19 protein-coding genes and 1 tRNA gene are annotated in these 20,740 nt (G+C 68.5%); 9 read left to right on the top strand and 11 right to left on the bottom strand.

Annotated features, from left to right (window positions below; all coding sequences use genetic code 11):
* Positions 1-2 precede the first annotated feature (2 nt).
* Positions 3-830 carry a helix-turn-helix transcriptional regulator gene (locus J2X65_RS09290; protein WP_310200515.1) on the top strand — a complete coding sequence of 276 codons (828 nt, stop codon included), beginning with the start codon at positions 3-5 and terminating at the stop codon, positions 828-830.
* Positions 831-975: 145 nt separating this feature from the next.
* Here J2X65_RS09290 and J2X65_RS09285 read toward each other — a convergent pair whose 3' ends face one another.
* From J2X65_RS09285 to J2X65_RS09265, 5 genes are read right to left on the bottom strand one after another with little or no spacing between them, the layout of a single operon-like run.
* Positions 976-1,698 (bottom strand): aspartate/glutamate racemase family protein, encoded by a 723-nt coding sequence (locus J2X65_RS09285; protein ID WP_310200513.1) that lies wholly within the window; start codon positions 1,696-1,698, stop codon positions 976-978.
* Positions 1,695-2,801: an ABC transporter ATP-binding protein gene (locus tag J2X65_RS09280; RefSeq protein ID WP_310200511.1), complete on the bottom strand. Its 1,107-nt coding sequence runs from the start codon at positions 2,799-2,801 to the stop codon at positions 1,695-1,697. Before J2X65_RS09280 ends, J2X65_RS09285 begins: the two co-directional genes overlap by 4 nt.
* Positions 2,802-2,838: 37 nt before the next feature.
* Positions 2,839-3,909, bottom strand: coding sequence for an extracellular solute-binding protein (locus J2X65_RS09275; protein ID WP_310200508.1), 1,071 nt, complete (start codon positions 3,907-3,909; stop codon positions 2,839-2,841).
* A gap of 35 nt (positions 3,910-3,944) precedes the next feature.
* Positions 3,945-4,739, bottom strand: a complete 795-nt coding sequence (locus J2X65_RS09270) for an ABC transporter permease (protein WP_310200506.1) — start codon at positions 4,737-4,739, stop codon at positions 3,945-3,947.
* Between the two features lie 13 nt (positions 4,740-4,752).
* Positions 4,753-5,793: an ABC transporter permease gene (locus J2X65_RS09265; protein WP_310200503.1), complete on the bottom strand. Its 1,041-nt coding sequence runs from the start codon at positions 5,791-5,793 to the stop codon at positions 4,753-4,755.
* Between the two features lie 138 nt (positions 5,794-5,931).
* On the opposite strand from J2X65_RS09265, the gene J2X65_RS09260 reads away from it, so the two are divergent.
* Positions 5,932-6,882 carry a LysR family transcriptional regulator gene (locus J2X65_RS09260; RefSeq protein WP_310200501.1) on the top strand — a complete coding sequence of 317 codons (951 nt, stop codon included), beginning with the start codon at positions 5,932-5,934 and terminating at the stop codon, positions 6,880-6,882.
* 148 nt (positions 6,883-7,030) lie between these two features.
* Here J2X65_RS09260 and J2X65_RS09255 read toward each other — a convergent pair whose 3' ends face one another.
* Both J2X65_RS09255 and J2X65_RS09250 read right to left on the bottom strand, forming a co-directional pair.
* On the bottom strand, positions 7,031-7,363 hold the full coding sequence (locus J2X65_RS09255; protein ID WP_310200499.1) for a hypothetical protein: 333 nt from the start codon (positions 7,361-7,363) through the stop codon (positions 7,031-7,033).
* Between the two features lie 373 nt (positions 7,364-7,736).
* Positions 7,737-9,941: a transglycosylase SLT domain-containing protein gene (locus J2X65_RS09250; protein WP_310200497.1), complete on the bottom strand. Its 2,205-nt coding sequence runs from the start codon at positions 9,939-9,941 to the stop codon at positions 7,737-7,739.
* 274 nt (positions 9,942-10,215) lie between these two features.
* Between J2X65_RS09250 and J2X65_RS09245 the strand changes: the two genes are divergently transcribed.
* Entirely contained in the window at positions 10,216-10,878 is a 663-nt protein-coding gene (locus tag J2X65_RS09245; protein WP_310200495.1) for a phosphoribosyltransferase family protein, read from the top strand.
* Positions 10,879-10,915: 37 nt separating this feature from the next.
* Here the strand turns inward: J2X65_RS09245 and J2X65_RS09240 are convergent, their stop codons facing one another.
* The 3 genes from J2X65_RS09240 to J2X65_RS09230 all read right to left on the bottom strand — a co-directional run bounded on the left by J2X65_RS09240 (position 10,916) and on the right by J2X65_RS09230 (position 12,553).
* Positions 10,916-11,782, bottom strand: coding sequence for a PfkB family carbohydrate kinase (locus J2X65_RS09240; RefSeq protein ID WP_310200493.1), 867 nt, complete (start codon positions 11,780-11,782; stop codon positions 10,916-10,918).
* A gap of 40 nt (positions 11,783-11,822) precedes the next feature.
* Positions 11,823-12,272, bottom strand: a complete 450-nt coding sequence (locus J2X65_RS09235) for a DUF3775 domain-containing protein (RefSeq protein WP_310200491.1) — start codon at positions 12,270-12,272, stop codon at positions 11,823-11,825.
* A 194-nt stretch (positions 12,273-12,466) separates the two neighbouring features.
* Positions 12,467-12,553, bottom strand: a tRNA-Leu gene (locus tag J2X65_RS09230).
* A 251-nt stretch (positions 12,554-12,804) separates the two neighbouring features.
* On the opposite strand from J2X65_RS09230, the gene J2X65_RS09225 reads away from it, so the two are divergent.
* Positions 12,805-14,001 carry a CaiB/BaiF CoA-transferase family protein gene (locus J2X65_RS09225; RefSeq protein ID WP_310200489.1) on the top strand — a complete coding sequence of 399 codons (1,197 nt, stop codon included), beginning with the start codon at positions 12,805-12,807 and terminating at the stop codon, positions 13,999-14,001.
* Positions 14,002-14,033: 32 nt separating this feature from the next.
* On the opposite strand, the gene J2X65_RS09220 is transcribed toward J2X65_RS09225, so the two are convergent.
* On the bottom strand, positions 14,034-14,714 hold the full coding sequence (locus J2X65_RS09220; protein WP_310200487.1) for a FadR/GntR family transcriptional regulator: 681 nt from the start codon (positions 14,712-14,714) through the stop codon (positions 14,034-14,036).
* 172 nt (positions 14,715-14,886) lie between these two features.
* Between J2X65_RS09220 and J2X65_RS09215 the strand changes: the two genes are divergently transcribed.
* From J2X65_RS09215 to J2X65_RS09195, 5 genes are all read left to right on the top strand, one after another.
* On the top strand, positions 14,887-15,747 hold the full coding sequence (locus J2X65_RS09215) for a fumarylacetoacetate hydrolase family protein (protein ID WP_310200485.1): 861 nt from the start codon (positions 14,887-14,889) through the stop codon (positions 15,745-15,747).
* A 114-nt stretch (positions 15,748-15,861) separates the two neighbouring features.
* Positions 15,862-17,571 carry an iron ABC transporter permease gene (locus J2X65_RS09210; protein ID WP_310200483.1) on the top strand — a complete coding sequence of 570 codons (1,710 nt, stop codon included), beginning with the start codon at positions 15,862-15,864 and terminating at the stop codon, positions 17,569-17,571.
* 17 nt (positions 17,572-17,588) lie between these two features.
* Positions 17,589-18,686: an ABC transporter ATP-binding protein gene (locus J2X65_RS09205; RefSeq protein ID WP_310200482.1), complete on the top strand. Its 1,098-nt coding sequence runs from the start codon at positions 17,589-17,591 to the stop codon at positions 18,684-18,686.
* 24 nt (positions 18,687-18,710) lie between these two features.
* On the top strand, positions 18,711-19,637 hold the full coding sequence (locus tag J2X65_RS09200; RefSeq protein ID WP_310200480.1) for an alpha/beta hydrolase: 927 nt from the start codon (positions 18,711-18,713) through the stop codon (positions 19,635-19,637).
* 55 nt (positions 19,638-19,692) lie between these two features.
* Positions 19,693-20,727, top strand: a complete 1,035-nt coding sequence (locus tag J2X65_RS09195; protein ID WP_310200478.1) for an ABC transporter substrate-binding protein — start codon at positions 19,693-19,695, stop codon at positions 20,725-20,727.
* The last annotated feature ends 13 nt before the right edge of the window (positions 20,728-20,740 follow it).

The following is a 20,740-nucleotide window of genomic DNA, read 5'->3' as shown; positions in this document are numbered from 1 at the left end:
ACATGACGGATGGCAGCGGCGACCCGAATCGCCTGGGCGCCTTTCTCAAGGACCGCCGGCTCAGGCTCGACGCGAAAGCTCTCGGCCTGGGCGGCCGTCGCCGGACGCCGGGCCTGCGGCGCGAGGAAGTCGCCCAGCGGGCCCATATCAGCACCACCTGGTACACCTGGCTCGAGCAGGGGCGCGGCGGCGCTCCCTCGCCGCGTGTTCTGGACAGTCTCGCGACGGCGCTGCTGATGACCGAGGCGGAGCGCCAGCACCTGTTCCTTGTCGGCCTGGGGCACCCGCCAAAAGCCCGCCATCTGTCGCGGGAATGGATTTCCGGCCGCCTCCAGCGCTTTCTCGACGCCCTGCCCCTGATGCCGGCGACCGTCGCCACCGCCACATGGGACATCATCGGCTGGAACCGCGCGGCTCGCCTGGCCCTTGCCGATTACGAAGCCATGGCGCCCAGGGCGCGCAACATCCTGCGGCGGATCTTCCTCGATCCGGCCACGCGCGGGGCACAAGTCGACTGGGAGCCGGTGGCGCGCTTCCTCGTCGCCACCTTCCGCGCCGAGACCGCCCGCACCGGGGAAAATGCGCGCGCGGCCGAGCTCGTTGCCGAGCTCTCCGCCAGCAGCCCCGACTTCGTTCGCCTCTGGAGCGAGAACGACGTCACGATCACCGGCGACGGCGCCAAGACGATCCGCCATGCGGCGGCGGGAGAACTCACCTTCGAATTCTCGTCCTTTGCCATAGACGGCCGGCCGGACCTCCGGCTGCTGGTCTATGTACCGGCCGACGCCGCCACGCGGGATGGGATGCATCGCCTGTGCGCTACGCAATGAGGCACGCTTCAAAGCTCCGATGCGCGGGGAGGACGGTCGCCGAATGACCCCGGCCAAATGTCCGGACCCGGCGCCAGGAGAATGCCCGCTCCTGTGCGTCGGGGCACGACGGCGAAGAGCAGGAACGCCGCGAAGATGGGCGCGGTCACGCCTTCGCCGTGGTGACATAAGGCAGCGCCTGCCAGATCCCCACCGCCGCCGAATCCAGCACCGGGATCGGCAGGCCGCCGCGCCGGCGGTTGGTCAGCCGATGCCCGGCAAGGTTGGTGCTCCACACCAATATGGCGTCGAGACAGGCCGCCGCGGCGAGACGCTGCGCGTGATCCTCGATCTCCTCCGGGGTCACCCGTGCCGCTTCGAAATTGTCCTGGATGCCGAGATTGTGCCCCACGACGATCTCGATGCCCTCGCGGCCGAAGGTCTCTTTCAGCCGCTGGCCGTCGCGATCGTCGCCCTGCGCCACCAGCCCGATGCGGCGCAGGCCGTGACGGGTGAGGTAATCGACCGTGGCGAGCGCCGTGGTGGTGCAGGGAATGCCGGTTTCCCGCTCCAGCGCCGAGGCGAGGCGCCGGTCCGGCTCGAAGCCGATCAGCGCGCCGCGCGTCGCGTTCCACAGGATCACATCCGGACGGGCCTGCGCCAGCATCGCCGCGGCCTGCCGGAACGACGCCATGTCGTAGCCGTCCGGCGGGTGGCCGGCATAGGGCACGCGGGTGAAGCAGGCGTCGATGCCGGGCAACGCGTCGAGGATCGACCGCGTCACGCGCTCGACGACGCGGTTCGACGACGGCAGGATGATGCCGATCGCATGAGGCGTGTGCATGTGGGTGTGGTTCAGTTGAGCGTGGTTCAGCTGAGGGTGGTTCACTGTTCGCGCACCACCAGCGTGCGCTCGGCGGACCAGCGCGCGGTCCAGGTCTCGCCGGGCCGGGGGCTCAGCGTCCCCGCCTCCTCGATCGGCACCGACACCTGAAACTCGCCGTCGCTGCCGGCCTGCATCCACACCGACAGCACCTGGCCCTTGAACAGGCTGCGCCGGATGGTGCCGGACAGGGTGTTGGGCGCGGCGGGCTGTTCGCCCGGCGACAGCCGCACGCTTTCCGGCCGTATCGCCACCGCCACCCGGTCCTGCGCCGAGAAGTCGTTGGCAACCGCACTGGCGAAGAGATGCCCGCTCGCCGATCTCAGCAGCGTGCGCTCGCCGGTCTTCTCGACGATGCCGGCGGCGATGAAGTTGGAGCTGCCGATGAAATCGGCGACGAAATGCGACACCGGCCGCTCATAGATGGCGCGGGCATCGTCCACCTGCTCGATGCGCCCGCCGCGCATCACCGCGATCTGGTCGGCGAGGATGAGCGCCTCCTCCTGATCATGGGTGACGAGCAGGGTGGTGAGGCCCAATTCGTTGCAGAGCTGGCGCAACTCGATCTGCATCTCCTCGCGCAGCTTCTTGTCGAGCGCGCCGAACGGCTCGTCGAGCAGCAGCACGCGCGGGCGGTAGACGATGGCGCGGGCCATGGCGACGCGCTGCTGCTGGCCGCCCGACAGCGCCGCCGGCATGCGGTCCTCGAAGCCGGCGAGCCGCACGAGAGCCAGCGCCTCCCGCGCGCGCCGCGCGGCTTCCGCCCTGGAGGCGCCGCGCATGGCCAGGCCGAACGCCACGTTCTCCAGCACGCTGAGGTGCGGGAACAGCGCGTAATTCTGAAACAGCATGCCGAGATTGCGCCGATGCACCGGAAGCCCGGTGATCGGCGCGCCGTCAATGGTGATCTCGCCGGCCGAGGGCTGGACCAGGCCGGCAATCATCCGCAGCGTGGTGGTCTTGCCGCAGCCGGAGGGGCCGAGCAGGGCGAGGATCTCGCCGCTGGCGGCCGTGAGGTTGACGTCGCGCACCACCTGGGTGGTGCCGTAGCTGCGGCAGATGCCGGTGAGGCGGACCTCGCCGCCCCCCGCCGATATTGCTGTTGCCATCTCGTTTCTCCGATGGAGCGCGGTGTCGCGGCGGCGATCAGACGGCGAAAATGCCGTTCATCTTCTCGGTCCAGCCGGAGCGGCGGGCGTTGATATATTCCCAGTCGGGCGTGAACAGGCCGCGCTTGTCCATCGCCTCGACCGGGTAGGCGATGTAGTTCAGCGTCTCGGCGGAGAACTCGATGCCGGAGACCGGCGGGGCGGTGAAGGCATATTCGGAGAACGCCTTCTGCACGGCCGGCTCCAGCATGCGGTTCATGAAGGCGACGGCGAGATCCCTGTTCGGTCCGCCCTTCACCAGCACCTGGCAGTTATTGCCGGCAAAGCTGCCCTCCTTCGGGAAGCTCATGGTCACCGGCGCCTTCTTGGCGGTGTAGGGGTAGATGTATTTGGAGAGTTCCAGCAGCCCGATATCGGCCTGGCCCTGGGCGACCTCGTTGGCGGCCTGCGGGCCGTTGTCGAACAGGTTCATGATGTTGGGCTTCAGCTCGGCGACCTTGTCGAAGCTGTCGTCGATCAGATACTGCGCCTCGCCGAACGGCTTGCCCGACTTCACCGCCGCCGCGACGACGAGGAAGAACACCGACGGCGTGTTCTTCGGGCTGACCAGCTTGAGCTTGCCGGCGAATTCCGGCTTCCAGAGCTCGGCATAGCTGTCCGGCGGGGTGATGGAGGTGTTGTGGAACAGGCCGGCCACCGAGATCGCCAGCGCCGTGCCCCAGCCATCGAAGCCGAAGCGCGGATAGAGGCTGGCAAGGGCGGGCATGTCGCCCGCCGGCAGCTGTTCGATCAGCCCCTCGCTCTTGCAGATCGGGATCGCCACGTCGTCGATGAACATCACGGAGAATTTCGGGTTGGCCTTGGTCGCCCGCATCTTGCCGACATTGGCGAGGGTGAAGCCCTCCTCTGCCGTGACCTTGCAGCCGAAGTCCTTCTCGAAGGCCGGGATGATGTTCTTCTTGACGAACTCGCCCTGCGAGCCGCCCCAGATGCCGATCTGGATTTCCTTGCCCTGGGCCCAGCCATTGCGGACGAACCCCATCGGGGCGGCCAGCGCGCCGGCACCGAGAACGAGCTTGCCGAACGAACGGCGCGATATCTGTGTCATGACCTGTTCCCTGTTCTGGTTGGTGTGGGCCGCTGTCAGCCGGCAAGCCGCGCCAGGCTGAGCCCGAAGACTTTTTCGATGACGAGCACGAGAAGGAGGGCGAAGGCGATCATCAGCGAGGCGATGGCGGCGATCGACGGATCGAAGGAGCGCTCGATGACGGTGTAGAGGTAGAGCGGCACCGGGAAATGGTTGCCGTCGGCGAGCCACATCGAGATCGGGTAGTCGTCGAAGGAGACGATGAAGCAGAAGATGCCGCCGGCGAGCACACCGGGGCGCACCTGCGGCCAGATCACCTTCGTCGCCACGATGTGCGGCGGCGCGCCGAGCACGGCGGCGGCGTCCTCCAGGTTGCGGTTGACCAGCAGCAGGCTCGCCGACACCGAGCGGATCACATAGGGCAGGCAGACCACCGTGTGGCCGATCACCAGCTGCAGCATCGTCGCCCGCGTGCCGAGCAGGGCGAAAAGTTGCAGCAGCGCTACGCCGGTGACGATCAGCGGCATGATCAGCGGCGAGAGGATGAGGCCGAGCACCGCGTCCTGTCCCGGCACCCGGTAGCGGGTGAGCCCGGCGGCGCAGGGCACGCCGAGCGCCAGCGACGCCACGGTGACGATGGCCGCCAGTTCCAGCGAGAACAGGAAGCTGCCGCGCGCCTCCGGATTGGCGAGCACCTCGGCATACCATTTCAGCGTGAAGCCCTGCGGCGGGAACACGATGTAGGGCGTGTCGGACACCGACATCAGCAGCGGCACCACGAGCGGCGCCACCACCAGCAGCAGGATGACGCCGACGACGATCTTGAGGGGAAGGCTGACGGTCTCGTTCATCGCGCGGTCTCCTTCAGTGGGCGCCGGCGGTCCAGCGCGCGAAGCGCCGGCTGACGAGCTTGAGGAAGATGAGGTTGGAGGCGAGCACCATGGCGATCAGCAGGGTCGCGATCGCCGCGCCGAAGGGCCAGTCGTTCAGGGTCAGGATCTGCTGTTCGATTAGCGTGCCCAGCAGCGGCGAGAAATTGCCGCCGAGGATCTGCGGCGTGACATAGGCCGCCGCACTCAGCGAGAACACCAGCGAGACGCCGACCGCGAGGCCGGGCAGGCTGAGCGGCAGGATCACCCGCGTCAGCACCGCGAGCCGCGTCGCCCCCGCCACGCGGGCCGCTTCCTCAACCGAGCGGTCGATGCGGCCGATGGCACCGGCGATCGGCATCACCATGAACGGCAGGTAGACGTGGACGCAGGCGATCAGCACCGCCCATTCGGTGTAGAGCAGCACCGGGGGGTTGCTGATGCCGAGCAGCTTCAGCCCCCAGGCCAGCGCGCCGGTCTTGTTGAGGATGGTCTGCCAGCCATAGGAGCGCACCACCACATTCACCAGCAGCGGCGCCAGAATGGTGATGGTGACCAGGCGGGCCAGCGCGGGGCCGCCGCGGGCGATGGCGATGGCCAGCGGATAGGCGAACGCCGCCGCCAGCAGGCTGGTCATCAGCGCGATGCGTATCGTGCGCATCAGGATGCGGAAATACAGATCGGAGGCATAGAGCCGGACATAGTTCTCCAGCGTGAAGCCCTCGACCGTCACGCCCTCGACCACGCGCGCGGTCAGGCTGAGATGCACCATGGTAAGCACGGGCCACACGAACCAGGCGGCGAGAAACAGCACGGTGGGGGCGACCAGCAGATAGCCGGCGTAGCGGGTGCCGGCGAGACGCGCCCAGGCGCGCCAGGCAAGGCGCGCGGCCAGGGGCTCGCCCGGAACCTCCTGCCCCGCATCGGCGCCGGGCAGAGAGCCGCCGAGTACGGGGCCGCCAAGCGTGGGGCCGCCGGGCACGGGCCGGGCAGGCAGGGAGCGGGCGGGAACGTCGATGCTCTCAACGCGGCTCATCGGCTGTTCCCGTTCGAGACCGGAGGGTGGGTTGGAGCGAGGCGTCGCACCTCGTATGACCCGGATGATTCTGCTACAAACCCGTTGCCGTCCAGCGTAGATTAAGCAACAGTCCGTTCGAATAATTAGGATGGTTCGATGGCCCGCGCCTTTCTGGTTCCCGCCTCGCTGCGCTATCTCGATCAGGTGGCGCGCTCCGGCTCGATCCAGAAGGCGGCGAAGGAGCTGAACGTCGCCGCCTCGGCCATCGACCGGCAGATCCTGCTGCTGGAGCGGGAGCTCGAGGTCGAGCTGTTCGAGCGCGTGCCGCGCGGCATGCGGCTGACCGCCGCCGGCGACGCGCTGGTCACGCTCGCCCGGCGCTGGCGTGCCGACGAGCGGCGGGTGGCGGCCGACATCAAGCAGCTTCAGGGGCTGGACCAGGGGCATGTGCGGCTGGTGGCGATGGACAGCCATGCCAATGGCCTGTTGCCGCGCTTCATCGAGCGGCTGGCGGTCGAACAGCCGCGCATCTCGCTGGAAGTCGAGATCGCCAGCCCGGACGACGCGCTGTCGGCCCTGCTGGCCGGCGGCGCCGATATTGCGGCGATCTTCAACCTGATGCCGCGCCGTGACGTGCATGTGCACTGGCGTTCGGAGCTGCCTTTCGGCTGCGTGGTGTCGCCGGCCCACCCGCTGGCGAAGGGCGAGACGGCGAGCCTCCAGGAGGCGGTGGCCTACCCTATCGCGCTGCAAAGCAAGGCGCTGATGATCCGCCGCTATCTCGATGCCCGCTATGGCTGGCTGTTCGCCGATCCGCAGAAGGCGCTGGTCACCAATTCCCTGCAGCTGGTGAAGCAGCTGGCGCGCGGCGGGCGCTACGTGGCCTTCACCTCCGAGCTCGATGCGGCGCCCGAGCTTGCCGCCGGAACGCTGCGATTTCTGCCGGTGCGCGACAAGGGCGCCGAGCCGCAAACCGTTTCCGTCGCGATCGATGCGCGCAAGCCGCTCTCGCGCCTCGGCCGCATCGTGGCCGATCTGCTCACCGACGAGATCCGGGCATCCCTGCAGGACGCCCGGACGGCGGCGGGCCGTCGCGATGCCGGCTAATGATCTGTCCTGGCACAATCAGGCAGCGGTGCGGGGGCGCTCTCGGGCCGATGGCATGCCCAGCCGTGCCGGACCGGCGCCGCCGGGCATGCGTGACCTCGTCGGCGAGGCGCGGCTGCGCACAACCGCGCCTTCCGTTGGCCGGTGCTCAGCGCCAGGTATACCAGCAGCTGCGGAACGGGCGCCCCCAGCGATCGCGGCGCCATCCGCACACGCGCCGGCGCCGGCGCCGATAGCGGCGGCGCCAGTAGCCCGGCGGCGGGCCGGGAGGCGGCCCCCAGCCGCCGCGGGGCGGCCCCCAATATTGCGCTTCCTCGACAACGGTACCATCCGGCGTCGCGGCGGCCGCGTCGTCGTCGGCGGCGAGGTGTTTCAGCTGATCGAGGGGTATCGCCTCGGCAGAGGAGACGAGCGCGAAACCGGCCGTAGCCCCGGCGCCGATGACGCCGGCGAGGCCGAGGAGAAATCCACGTCTATCCACTTCACTCTCCCACAAGGGGACGTCCCCGCTCCGTGCGAGAGCGGCCGAACATGCCGCCTTAACGCGCGAAGGAAGACGAGGGTTTCGCCGACCCGGGCGTGACGATCGTCCCGCTTCGCGTCATCAGCCGGGCGGAAACGCGGCTGAAGCATGCCTTCCGCAAGGAGAAGTCGGGAGATTGCCGGCAGGAGCCGCGCGGTGGCCGCCCCGATGATGCCGATGCGCGGCGAGACCCGTCCGCAGGAGGCCCGCGGCCGAGCCCGGCGCCCGGCGGCGGCGAAGCGGGTGAGACGGCGGCACGACAGGCGGGCGGCCACCTGCCGATGGGGTGGCGGCCGGCTTTCCCGCCCGCCGCCGGTCCGGGTCGGGGGCGTTAGAGCAGCTGGGCGACCTCGAAATGCATGCCGTCCGGCCGGGTGTTGAAATGCCCGCCCCAGTAGAAGCCGTGCTGGTTGGCGAGCGGCACCAATTCGCGCACGCACCCTTTCTCGCCGATCGCCGCCGGCTCGACGCCCAGCGGGTTCCAGGCGGCGTTGATGTCGAAGGCGGTGCCGAAGGCGTGGTTGGACAGCTTGGTGGGGCTCTTGCGCTGGAAGCGCGCCACGAAGGCGCCGTCATAGGTGAGGACGCGGTCGATCAGCCCGGCCTTCTCCCATTCCAGCCACAGCGCCACCAGCTGTTCCCTGGCCCTGACATGGAAGCGCATGGTCAGCGGCCCCGGCTTGCCGCGGAAGCTCTGCAGCGGGATCTCGACCTTGACGATGTTCTTCGCCTCCCATTCGCCGAGGATGCGGACATTCTCGGGATTGCCGGCGACCGGGGCATGCTGGAACTGGAAGGCGCCGAACAGTTTCTGGCGTTCCTCCAGCGAGAGCAGCGGGCGGAAGGCGGGACGCGGCGGGAAATCCGGCGAGGAGACGTCCAGCGCGGCGGGCGGCGCGGCGGTGCCGACCAGTTCCAGCGCGAAGCTCGGGCAATCGCCGACCTTGCCCCAGTCCTCGTCCCCGGACACCCGCATGGCATCGTTGAACCAGGCGACGAAGCGGTCGATGTGCTGGCCGGTGCCGCGCGGGAAGCAATGCAGCTTCCAGCGGTTGGCCGCGGCGTCGTCGCGCTTGAGCGAGCCGGCATTATAGGCGGCCGAGACCCGTGGCGGATCGAGCTGGGTGGAGCTGCGCTGCTTGGCGATATAGGCGGTGCCGGCATCGATCGACAGCGCCGGGTCGAGCAGGTCGTCGGCCCTGAGCCCGGTGCGGCCGGTGGCGTCGCGCGCCGTCCCCACCAGCGTCTGCATCAGCCCGACGCTCTCGTCGTTGATCTGCGGCTCGGCGCGGCGGGCATTGGGATTGCCGGAGCTCTCGGTGGCGATGGTGGCGACGATCAGCTCCACCGGCACCCCATATTTCTTCGCCGAGGCGGCGCAGGACGGGCCGAACCTGTCCCAGATCGTGCTGACGGTGGTCGGATCGCCGGGCGTGCCTTCGGCCCGCGCGCCGTCGATGGCGATGCCGATGGGGGTGAGCGCCCAGCTCACGCCGTCCGGAAAATGCCGATGCGGATGGACCAGCTTCGGCATTAGCTCGGCGAGCACGCTCGCGCTCATCGGCTTGGCGGGTTCGGGCGCGGGCTCCCCGGCCGGCGTCGCCACCACCACCGCACCGGCGGGCGCACCGGCGGGCCCACCGGTCGCCACGCTGGCGACGGCGCCATCCTCGTCGACCACCACCGCCGCCGACTTGGCTTGCGACACCGTCTTCGCCACCTGCTCGACGGTGCGCCGGTTCTGCTGCGCCTGGCGCTCCTGGCTCTCGGCATTGCGCTCCTGCAGGCTGGCGGCGAGCACATCCTTGTTGCGCGAGCTCTGCGAGGAGCCGAGCCAGAAGCTCATCACCGTGGCGAAGGCGGCGGCGAGCGCGCCGACGCAGATATTGATGATCTGGATGACGAAGTCGGAGCGCGGCTGCACCAGCGCGGCGATCTGCGCCGGCTCCAGCGTCCTGATGATGTCGGAAGAGCCTTCCGGGAAGGTGAAAGGCGGGGGCGCCTCCAGCCGGTTCTTCAACAGCAGGAACAGCGCCAGCACCAGGAAGAAGCCGATGGTGACGATGTAGGAGATCACCATCGGCGTGCGGGCGACGATGGTGTCCTTGTCGACGAGCGAACTCAGCAGCTGCCGCGCGCCGGTGGTTTCGGCGAGGTCCTGCTGCCGCTGGTCCAACGCCGCCTTCTCGGTGGCGACGAGTTCGTCGAGCCGGGCCTTGTGGCTGGCGAGATCGCGGTCCAGAGCATCCTTGCGGGCCTGGGCCTCCTCGGCAATCTCGTCGCGCCGGCGTTGTGTCTCGGCGTCGAGCGCGAGCTTCTTCTCGTCGGCGACGATACGGGCGAGGGCGAGTCGCAATTCGGCGGCGGCGGCGGGATCCTGGTCGACCTTTTCCTGCGCCGCGATGGCATCGACGGAGCCCGTCGTCTTGGCGACGGCGTTGACCACGGCATCGGCGACTTTCTCGCCGCGATCGCCGACGAGGAAATCGAGCAGGCTGGGAAGCAAGTTACCGGCAAGCAGGATTAGCGGATTCATGAGGCCCCCCAGCCTGTTCATGTCACGCTAGTCAGGTCATGTTCTTCCGGAAAGTTTCATCTGCACTGCGGCGACGACGCTATCACAAGTATTGAAGACTCGACAGGCGGAATCTTTCGCCGCGGGCGAGCGTGCGGGGATACCGTATCATGGCCGGGTCCGGCCCGGCGCTATCTCCCGCCGTGAGGCGGCTCTACAATAGCAGGGTGTCCGCCCGGCGCTCGCCGGCCGCCGGCGGCGGCACGGCAGGAGGCTGCACGGCAGGAGGCGGCCGATGATGTTCGCGGACCGGATCGATGCCGGCCGCCGGCTGGCGGCGGCGCTGGCGGCCTACAGATCGCGGCATCCCGTGGTGCTGGCGCTGCCGCGTGGCGGGGTACCGGTGGCGGCGGAAATCGCCCAGGCGCTCGCCGCGCCGCTCGACCTGCTGCTGGTGCGCAAGATCGGGCTGCCCTGGCAGCCTGAACTCGCCATCGGCGCGGTGGTCGAGGGGGCCGAGCCGCTGGTGGTGCGCAACGAGGCGTTGATCCGGAGCTCCGGTGTCGGCGAGGAGGCGTTCCAGCTTGTGTGCCGGGATGAACTGGCGGAGATCGAGCGCCGGCGGGCGCGCTATCTCGGCGGGCGGCAGCCGGTGCCGATCGCCGGGCGGGTGGCGGTCGTCGTCGATGACGGCATCGCCACCGGGGCGACGATGAAGGCGGCGCTGCGGGCCTTGCGCCGGCGCCATCCCGCCGAGCTGGTGCTGGCGGTCCCGGTCGCCCCGGCCGACGTGCTGGAGGAACTGCGCATCGAGGTCGATACGCTCATCTGCCTCGCCACGCCGGAGCCGTTCGGGGCCATCGGCCATTTCTATCGGGATTTCGCCCAGCTGAGCGACGCCGAGGTGATCGCCACCCTGGCGCGGTTTCCGCCCGGCGCGCCCCCGAAGGCGCATTGAGCGGGATGGGTGGAGGTCTCCTCCCGAAGGCCGCAGGTCAGGTGTTCGGCTCCAGCGGTGCCTGGCTCCAGAACGCGTCGCGGTCGGTGAGGAATCGGGCGGCGACGGCGCTGGCGTGGCGCGCCGCCTCGGCCGCAGGCTCCTCGCGCAGCAGGGCATCGATATAGCCGGCGGCGAAGACGTCGCCGGCGCCGGTGGTGTCCGCCGCCGTCACCGCAGCGACCTCGACGCTGGAACGGCCCGCGCTGTCGAACAGCTGCACCGGACGGGCGCCGTCGGTCAGCACGAGGGTGGCGAGGGAGGGGCCGGCGATCCGCCGCGCCTGCGCGAACGCGTCGCCGCCAAGATCGATGCGGCCAATGTCGATGCCACCCAGATCGATGCCGCCATCCGGCACGGCGCCGATCAGCACATCCGCCGGCCGTTGCTCGCCGGGTTCCAGCGGCACCTGGGCGACCCTCCGGGTGCCGGGCGCCAACCCCGCCAGCACGGCCGGCTCCATGCGGCGGACATTCACATAGACCAGCTCGGCGGGGAGGCGCGGCAAGTGCACCAGCCGCCGCGCCTCGGTGGTTCGCGGGGCGAGGACGGTGCGCTCGCCCGATGGGTCGATGAAGATGTCGAGCGGCGTCGTGCGTCCGCCGGCAAACCGCACGCCGCTCAGGTCGAAGCCGAGGGTGGCAAGCCGGTCGAAGCAGGCGCGTCCGAGCCCGTCATCGGCCAGCGTCGCGACAATGGTCACGGCGTGGCCGAGCGCCAGCAGCGCCGCCCCGGTGGTGAAGCCGCCGCCCCCGCAGCGCAGCGTGGCGCTGTGATAGGTCAGGCGAGCCCCGCCGCGCAGCGGCGCATCGAGCCGCCAGAGCCGGTCGACATTCACGCTGCCGGCGACGAGGATATGGCCCATGAATCGGTTGTCGTTGGATCCGTTGCCGTCCCGCGACGGTTCACAGCCGTCCCGCCTCGAACTCCTCGCAGGAATAGCCGAGCAGCGAAAGCCCCTCTTCGAGGAAGTCGGCGATCAGCGGCGTGCCGAGGAGATAGGCGGCGGTGCGCCGGTTATGCGCCTCGGCGGCCTCCTCGCGAACCGCGGCCCAGTCCCCGGCGGTATGGTCGTCGCGGCCGAGCCAGGCCAACGCCACGAGATCGATCTGCTCATCCTCCGACATGGCGCCAATGAACGAGGTCAGTTCCTCGACGACCGGATCGTCGTCATGGTCTTCCAGCACCGCCGCATCGCGGTCGTCGGAGGGATTGGAAGCGGGATCGGGATCGGTCATCACGTCCTTGGCGTCGAACTCCCGCGCCTTGACGATGATGAAGCACACTTGTTCCGGCGAGATGGTGAGCACGGAAGGCTCGTCGCTTCCGGTATCGGGCTGCCTGCATGTCGTCATGGCGCTCTTCTCCATCGCTCGTTCGCGCACGACGCCCGGCCGGCGCGTTCACGGACGCTTAACGCGCGGCGGCCCCTGCCGTTTCCTTGATCGGCAGCGGCGCGTGTCGGCACAAGGCCGGGAAGCACGGTTCGGAGGGCGGTTGATGCGGGCAGGGCCGGGCAATGCACCGGGTGCGGCGGCGGCGTCATGATTGGTGCGGGCGGTCGGACTCGAACCGACATATCCGTGAGGACGGCGGATTTTGAGTCCGCTGCGTCTACCAATTCCGCCACGCCCGCGCGGGGAGCTATCTATAACGGATGGCCCGGCTCGCCAAGCCGGCATGTTCGTCGTGCGGGGCGATCGGCGCAAAATCCTCGCTGCCGCGGTCATGCCGGGTGGACGGTGCGGTGGCACCGGCGATCCAGGCGGACGCGCGACGTCATCATCGGGGTGGAGCGCGGCCCGGTGGGGCCGGGCGCCGTCCCGGCTTGCCCAGGGGCGGCCGATACCGCTATGTGCCCCTCTCCCGGAAACTGAGGGGGTCTCCATGCCCGGCGCGCTCGACGGCATCAAGGTACTCGACCTGTCGCGGGTCCTCGCCGGCCCCTGGGCGACGATGACGCTCGGCGATCTCGGCGCCGAAGTGTGGAAGGTCGAGAATCCCGGCACCGGCGACGATACCCGCACCTGGGCGCCGCCGGCCGCCGGCGGCGTCGCCACCTATTATCTCGCCGCCAACCGCAACAAGAAGAGCCTCGCCGTTGACCTCACCACGCCGGAGGGGCGGGAGATCATCGCCGGGCTGGCGGCGCAGGCCGATATCGTCATCGAGAATTTCCGCCCCGCCAGCCTGCGCAAGTTCAAGCTCACCTATGAGGACCTCCGGGCGATCAATCCGCGGCTGATCTATTGCTCGATCTCCGGCTATGGCCGCGGCCATGCGCAGGAGGACCGGCCGGGCTATGATTTCGTCATCCAGGCCGAATCCGGCTTCATGGCCATCACCGGAGAGCCGGAGGGCGAGCCGATGAAGCTCGGCGTCGCCTTCGTCGACCTCGTCTCCGGCATGAACGCGGTGCAGGCGATCCTCGCCGCGCTCTATATGCGCGAGCGTACCGGGCAGGGACAGGCGATCGACATCGCGCTGATGGACGGGGCGCTGTTCCTGCTGGCCAATGTCGCCTCGGCGCATCTGAATACCGGAAGCGAGGCCCGGCGCTTCGGCAATGCGCATCCCTCCATCGTGCCCTACCAGATCTTCGCCTGCGCCGATGGGCGCCTCGCGCTGGCGGTCGGCAATGACGAGCAGTACCGCCGGCTGTGCGTCCACGTGCTCGGCGCGCCCGAACTCGCCGCCGACCCGCGTTTCCTGACCAATCGCGGCCGGGCGGAAAACCGTGCCGCGCTGCTGCCGCCGCTCGCGGCGAAGATCGCCGGCTTCGCGCTCGCCGATATTCTCGATCGGCTGCACCGCTCCGGCATCCCCGCCGGCAAGGTGCATGCGGTATCGGAAGCCTTTGCCAGCGAGACGGCGCAGCTGCGCGGCAGCGTGGTGGAGACGCCGCACCCGGCGCTTGGCAGCTTCCGTTCGGTGGCGAGCCCGCTCAGGCTCTCGCAGGCGCCGCCGAGCGTGCGCGCGGTGCCGCCGGGGCTGGGCGAGCACACCGACGCGGTGCTGGCCGAGGTGCTGGGCTACGCGCCCGAGCGGATCGCCGTGCTGCGGCAGGCCGGCATTGTCGCATGAATATATCAGCCGGCTAATATCTGACGCGGCGCCTATTCCCCGAGCAGGTTAGCCTTCACCCGGACGAGGTGCCGCGCCATGGCGGCCTCGGCCTCGCGGCCGTCGCGGGCGCGCAGCGCGGCGACGATCTCGCGGTGTTCCTGCCGGTAGAGGTCGCGCCGCTCGGCGGTGATGGAGCGGCGCTTGAGTTCGCCCCAGTCGGCATGGTCGCGGGCGGCGGTGATGGTGGCGTAGATGGCGATCATCAGCCGGTTATGCGTCGCCTCGGCGATCGCCTGGTGCAGCGCCGCGTCCCATTTCTCGAATTCCTCGAAGTCGTCGGCCGCTTCGGCTTGCCGGTTGCACGCCTCCATGCGCTCGAAATCGCCGGCGGTGGCGTTCATAACCACCAATTGGGCGAGCCGCGGCTCGACGATGAGGCGCGCGGCCATGATCTCGGTCGGGCTGGCGTCGCTCGGCGCCCGCACCGGTTCGGCACTCGGCGCCGCCTTCGCCACATAGGTGCCGGAACCGATGATGCGCACCACCTTCTTCTGCGCTTCCAGCACCGAGAGCACGTCGCGCACCGCCGAGCGCGGCACGCCGAGCTTTTCGGCGATCGCCCGTTCGGTCGGCAGCTTGGCGCCCGGCCCATAGGTGCCCGAGCCGATGGCCCGCTCCAGGAAATCCTGCACCAGGCCCGTCGGCTTCCGGTCGACCAGCACGCTATCCATGCATTCCTCGCCTTGTTCTTTGCATTTGGTATACCAATGGGCCGGCGTTCAAACAAGGATGTGAGCTGAATTTCACACGCGATATCACTAAAAGTCCAATGGGCTGGTTGACAATTGGCAGACCAATATGGCCCAATATCCGTAAATTGGTCAACCAATAAAGGGCCGCCGAATGAAGTTCGCCACTTATGTCCATCAGGGGAAGGAAAGCGTCGGGCTGGTCGACGCCGAGGCGGAGCGGGTCTATCGCGTGGATGCCGCCGATATGGTGGATCTTATCGCCCGCTTCGACGCGATCGCCCCGGCGATCCGCATGAACGGCAACGGTGCCGATCTCTCCGAGGTCAGGCTGCTCGCGCCGATCCCGCGCCCGCGACGCAACATCTTCTGCGTCGGCAAGAACTATCGCGACCATGCGAAGGAGTTCGCCAATTCCGGCTACGAGGCCGGGGCGGTGAAGGGGGCGGAGATCGACGATTATCCGGCGGTGTTCACCAAGCCCGGCACCTGCGTGGTGGGGCCGGGCGATACCGTCGACACCCATCCCCGGGTGACCAGCTCGGTCGATTACGAGGTCGAGCTGACCATCGTCATCGGCAAGGGTGGGCGCGACATCTCCCGTGCCGACGCCCACAAGCACATCTTCGGCTACACCATCATCAACGATGTGACGGCCCGCGACCGGCAGAAGAACCACAAGCAATGGTTCCTCGGCAAGGCGCTCGACACCTTCTGCCCGATGGGACCGTGGATCGCCACCGCCGACGAGGTGGATGCCGAGAACCTGCAGGTGAAGACCTGGGTCAATGGCGAACTGCGCCAGGACGCCAACACCCGCGACCTGATCTTCGACATTCCCGGCCTGATCGAGACCATCTCGGCCGGCACCACGCTGGAGGCGGGCGACCTCATCGCCACCGGCACCCCGGCCGGCGTCGGCCTCGGCTTCTCGCCGCCGAAATTCCTGAAGGCCGGCGACAACGTCACCATGTCGATCAGCGGTATCGGCACTCTGAGCAACCCGTTCGCATGATGTCCTGCGCGTGATGTCCTGCACATGAGTATCCGCGCCTAGATCGGGCGGGCGAGAGGCCCGCGCAGCACAAGCCGAAGCGCCACAAAAAAGGCGCCGGCTCCGGGAGGAAAAATGGCTCTACTCACCCTCGCGCCGCCCTCGCGCGCGTCGGCCCTGCCGCGCTGGATGGGCCTCGAAGGCCTCGTCATCGGCGGGGCCATCCTGGCGCTGATCGTGCTGGTGGTCCTGCCGGTGCTGTCGCTGGTGGCGGCAAGCGTGTGGGACAAGGGACTGACCGGCGGCTTCTTCGCCACCGCGCTCGGCAGCACCGCCAATCTGCGGGCGCTCGGCAATTCGCTGATCCTCGGCGCCTGGACCGGGCTGCTCAGCATCGCCATCGGCGTGCCGCTGGCCTGGGCGGTCAGCCGCACCAATGTCCCGGCCAAGGGGCTGATCCAGCTCACCGCGACGCTGTCCTACCTGTCGCCGCCCTTCCTCACCGCCATCGCCTTCGTGAACCTGTTCAGCCCCAATGCCGGGGTGGCGAACGTGTTCCTGCGCGAGGTGCTGGGCATCGACGGCGGCTTCAACATCTTCACCATGAGCGGCCTCGTCTTCGTGACGGTGCTGCACACCTTTCCCTTCGTCTACCTGCTCGCCTCCTCGGCGCTGCAATCGGTGGACGCCTCCTATGAGGAGGCGGCGCAGATCCTCGGTGCCTCCAAGCTGCGCACCGCGCTCACCATCACCCTGCCGCTGGTGGCGCCGGCGGTGCTGTCGGGCACGCTGCTCGCCTTCGTCAACGCCATCGCGCTGTTCGGCTCGCAGGCGATCATCGGCCTGCCCGGCCGGGTGGTGACGCTGCCGACCCGCATCTACGCGCTGTTCGACTATCCGCCGCAATATGGCGTCGCCTCGGCGCTGTCGCTGCTGTTCATCGCCATCACGGTGATCGCGCTGTATCTCCAGCGCGCCTTCCTCGCCCGCCGCTCCTATGTGACGCTGGCCGGCAAGGGCGCGCGCCCGCAGCTGATGGACCTTGGGCCATGGCGCTGGGCGCTGTTCGCGGTCTGCGTGGTGGCCTTCTTCATCGCCATCCTGCTGCCCTATGGCACGCTGATCGCGGTGTCGTTCTCCAAGAGCTGGGGGCTCGGCTTCTGGCAGAACCTGACGCTGGAGAATTACCGCTTCATCCTCATCGACTACGACGTGACCCGCCGGGCGATCCTCAACAGCCTGATGCTCGCCACCATCGCCGCGACGCTCTGCGTCTTCCTCGGCGCCGTGATTTCCTGGATCGACATCCGCACCAGGCTGCCCGGCCGCAAGCTGCTCGACTATGCCGCGCTGATCCCGCTCGGCCTGCCGGGCATCGTCATGGCGGTGGCGCTGCTGCAGTTCTGGCTGAAGATGCCGATCGCGCTCTACGGCACCTTCGCCATACTGCTGCTCGCCTATGTCGGGCGCTACGTGCCGCTGGGCGTGCGGGCCGCCAATTCCTCGCTGCGCCAGATCGACCCGTCATTGGAGGAAGCCGCGCAGATCCTCGGCGCCTCCTGGGGCACGCGGATGAAGGAGATCACCCTGCCGCTGATCCGCCCCGGCCTGTTTGCCGGCTGGCTGCTGGTCTTCGTCCCGGTGATCCAGGAGCTGTCGGCCTCGATCCTGCTGTTCTCCTCGCAATCCATCACCCTCGCGGTGGCGGTCTATAACCTCTACGAGACCGGCTACACCGAGCCCGTCGCCGCTCTCGCCATCGTCAACATGATCATCATCGCCGTCGCCATCGGCATCGCCCGCCAGTTCGGCGGCAGCCGCATCGGCCTCAAGACCGGCAGCTGAGAGCGGGGACAAGCACCATGGCCGGAATCCAGATCAACAACCTGTCGAAATATTACGGCACCAAGGAGGGCGGCGCGGCGGTCAGCGCGCTCAACCTCGATATCAAGGACAACCAGTTCGTCACCCTGCTCGGTCCGTCGGGCTGCGGCAAGACGACGACGCTGCGCCTGATAGCCGGCTATGTGACGCCAGATGCCGGCACCATCCGCGTCGGCGACCGGGTGGTGTCCTCCGCCGATGGCGTCGCCCCGCCGGACCAGCGCGGCATGGGCATGGTGTTCCAGAACTACGCGGTGTGGCCGCACAAGACGGTGTTCGAGAACGTCGTCTTCGGCCTCAAGCTGCGCAAGGTTCCGGCCGAGGCGGCGCGGCGCAAGGTGCTGGACACCCTGGCCATGGTCAATCTCGGCGGGCTGGAGAACCGCCTGCCCAACGAGCTGTCCGGCGGCCAGCAGCAGCGCGTGGCGCTGGCCCGCTCGCTGGTGGTCGAGCCCGGCATCCTGCTGCTCGACGAGCCGCTGTCCAACCTCGACGCCAAGCTGCGCGAGAAGATGCGCACCGAGCTGAAGCAGCTCCAGCGCCGCACCGGCATCACCTTCGTCTATGTGACGCACGACCAGGCGGAGGCGCTGGCGCTCTCCGACCAGATCGCGGTGATGCATGGCGGCGAGCTGCAGCAATATGGCTCGCCGGACGATGTCTATCGCCGACCAGCCAACAAGATCGTCGCCGACTTCATGGGCATCGTGAACTTCCTGCCGGGCACGGTGGTCGCCGGCTCCGGCGCCTCGGCCGGGCGGCTCGCCGTGGCGATTGATGGCGTTGAGGTGCCCGCCCCTGTGCACGCGACCTATTCGCCGGGCCAGCCCGTCGACCTGTCGGTGCGGCCGGAGAACATCCGGCTCAGCCCCGGCGCGGCGCCGGGAGCTCTCGGCGCCGTCGTCACCGACATGACCTATCTCGGCAACCTCGTCGAATACTGGCTGCAGCTGGAGTCCGGCACCGCGCTGCGGGCGCAGACGCACCCGCTGGAGCGCTTCGCCATCGGCGACCGGGTGGGGCTTTCCATCGACGCCGCCGATTGCAGCGTGTTTTCGCGCGCCGCCGCGCATTGACTTATCCGATCCAAGGAGACCTTCATGTCCACCACCGCCGCCCTGAAGCCCGCGCCGCGCGGGGAAGAGCACTGGACGAAGAACGGCGACGCCGAGCTGTTCCTGTGGCGCAAGGCGCCGGATGCGGGCGCCAAGGCCGGTACCATCCTGTTCGTGCACGGCTCCTCCATGGCCTCGCAGCCGACCTTCGACCTGCAGGTGCCGGGCCGGCCCTATTCGTCGGCGATGGACTATTTCGTCGACAAGGGCTTCGAGACCTGGACCGTCGACCTGCGCGGCTACGGCCGCTCCGACAAGCGGCCCGGCACCGAGGCGACCATCGCGCAGGGCGCGGAAGACCTTGCCGCCGCCACCGACTATATCATCAGGGAGACCGGCACCCCGGCCTTCCACGTCTATGGCATCTCCTCCGGCGCGCTGCGCGCCGCCACCTTCGCGCAGCACCATCCCGAGCGGGTGAAGCGGCTGGCGCTGGATGCCTTCGTCTGGACCGGCGAGGGCAGCCACACGCTGGAAAACCGCCGCAAGAAGCTGCCGGACTTCAAGCGCGGCGAGCGCCGGCCGATCGACAAGGCCTTCGTCTACTCGATCTTCAACCGCGACCATCCCGGCACTGCCGAGGACAAGGTGATCGAGGCCTTCGCCGACGCCATCACCGCGCTCGACGATTCCATGCCCAACGGCACCTATATCGACATGTGCACCAATCTGCCGCTGATCGATCCGGCGAGGATCACGGTGCCGACCCTCGTGATGCGCGGCGAATATGACGGCATCGCCGGCTTCGACGACCTGATCGCGTTCTTCGCCAGGCTGCCCAATTCCGACAGGCAGTTCGCGGTGATGCCGGGCATCTCGCACGCCTCGTTCCAGCAGAAGAACTACATGCTGGTCTACCACATCCTGCACGGCTTCTTCACCCAGCCGGAGCCGATCTACCGCGGCGGCTAGACCGCGGGCATCCAACGAAACGCCAATAACAACAAAGATATAACAGGAGGAACATATGAGGACGCTCATCGACCGGCGCGGTCTCGCGCTCGGATTGGGCCTCATCGCCGGCGCGCTGGCGCTGCCGGCGGTCGGCCACGCACAGGAGGCCGGCGTCGACCTGGCCAAGGCGAAGGCCGAGGGCAAGGTGGTCTGGTACACCTCGACGCCGATCGAGCAGGCCAACAAGCTCGCCAAGCTGTTCGAGCAGCAGAGCGGCATCAAGGTCGAACTGTTCCGCTCCGGCGGCTCGGCGATCCTGCGCCGTTTCAACCAGGAGGTTTCGGCCGGCCGCATCGCCGCCGACGTGCTCACCACCTCCGACCCCGCGGCCTCGAACATCATGGCCGAGCAGGGCCTGTTCGTGCCGTTCAAGCCGGTCGACTTCGACAAGATCCCCGACACCGCCAAGGACAAGGACGGCAACTGGATCGGCCAGCGGCTCAACCTGATCACCATCTATATGCGCGGCGACAAGGTGCCGGCGGCCGAGCGGCCGAAGACATGGACCGATCTCACCGCCAAGACGTTCGACAAGAAGCTGGTGATGACCGATCCCTCCTTCACCTCGTTGCAATTGTCGGTGGTCGGCACGCTGTCGGAGAAGCTGGGCTGGGACTACTACAAGAAGCTCGCCGACAATGACGTGATGGTGGTGCAGGGCAACCAGCAGGTCTCCGACAATCTCAAGCGCGGCGAGCGGCTGATCGCGGTGGGGGCGCTGGATTCCTACGCGGCGGAAGACCGGGCCAGCGGCCACGACATCGTCACCGTCTATCCCGCCGACGGCACCTTCGTGATCCCCTCGCCGACCGCGGTGGTGAAGGGCAGCCCCAATCCCGAGGCCGCCAAGGCGTTCGCCACCTTCATGATCAGCCTCGACGCGCAGAAGATCTTCCCGGCCGATGGCGGCTATGCCGCGCGCAGCGACATCGACCCGCCGGCCGGCAGCCCGAAGATCGCCGACCTCGTCATCATCCCGGTCGACTATGCCGCGCTGGAAAAGAAGGCGGCCGAGGTGAAGGACGAGTTCAACGCCATCTTCCGCTGAGCGAGGCGGAAGC

The sequence above is a fragment of the Ancylobacter sp. 3268 genome, from assembly GCF_031456575.1.
In the GTDB taxonomy this organism is placed as follows: Bacteria; Pseudomonadota; Alphaproteobacteria; order Rhizobiales; family Xanthobacteraceae; genus Ancylobacter.
Note: the sequence above shows the minus strand (reverse complement) of the source record. Positions and strands in the feature narration are given on the sequence as shown.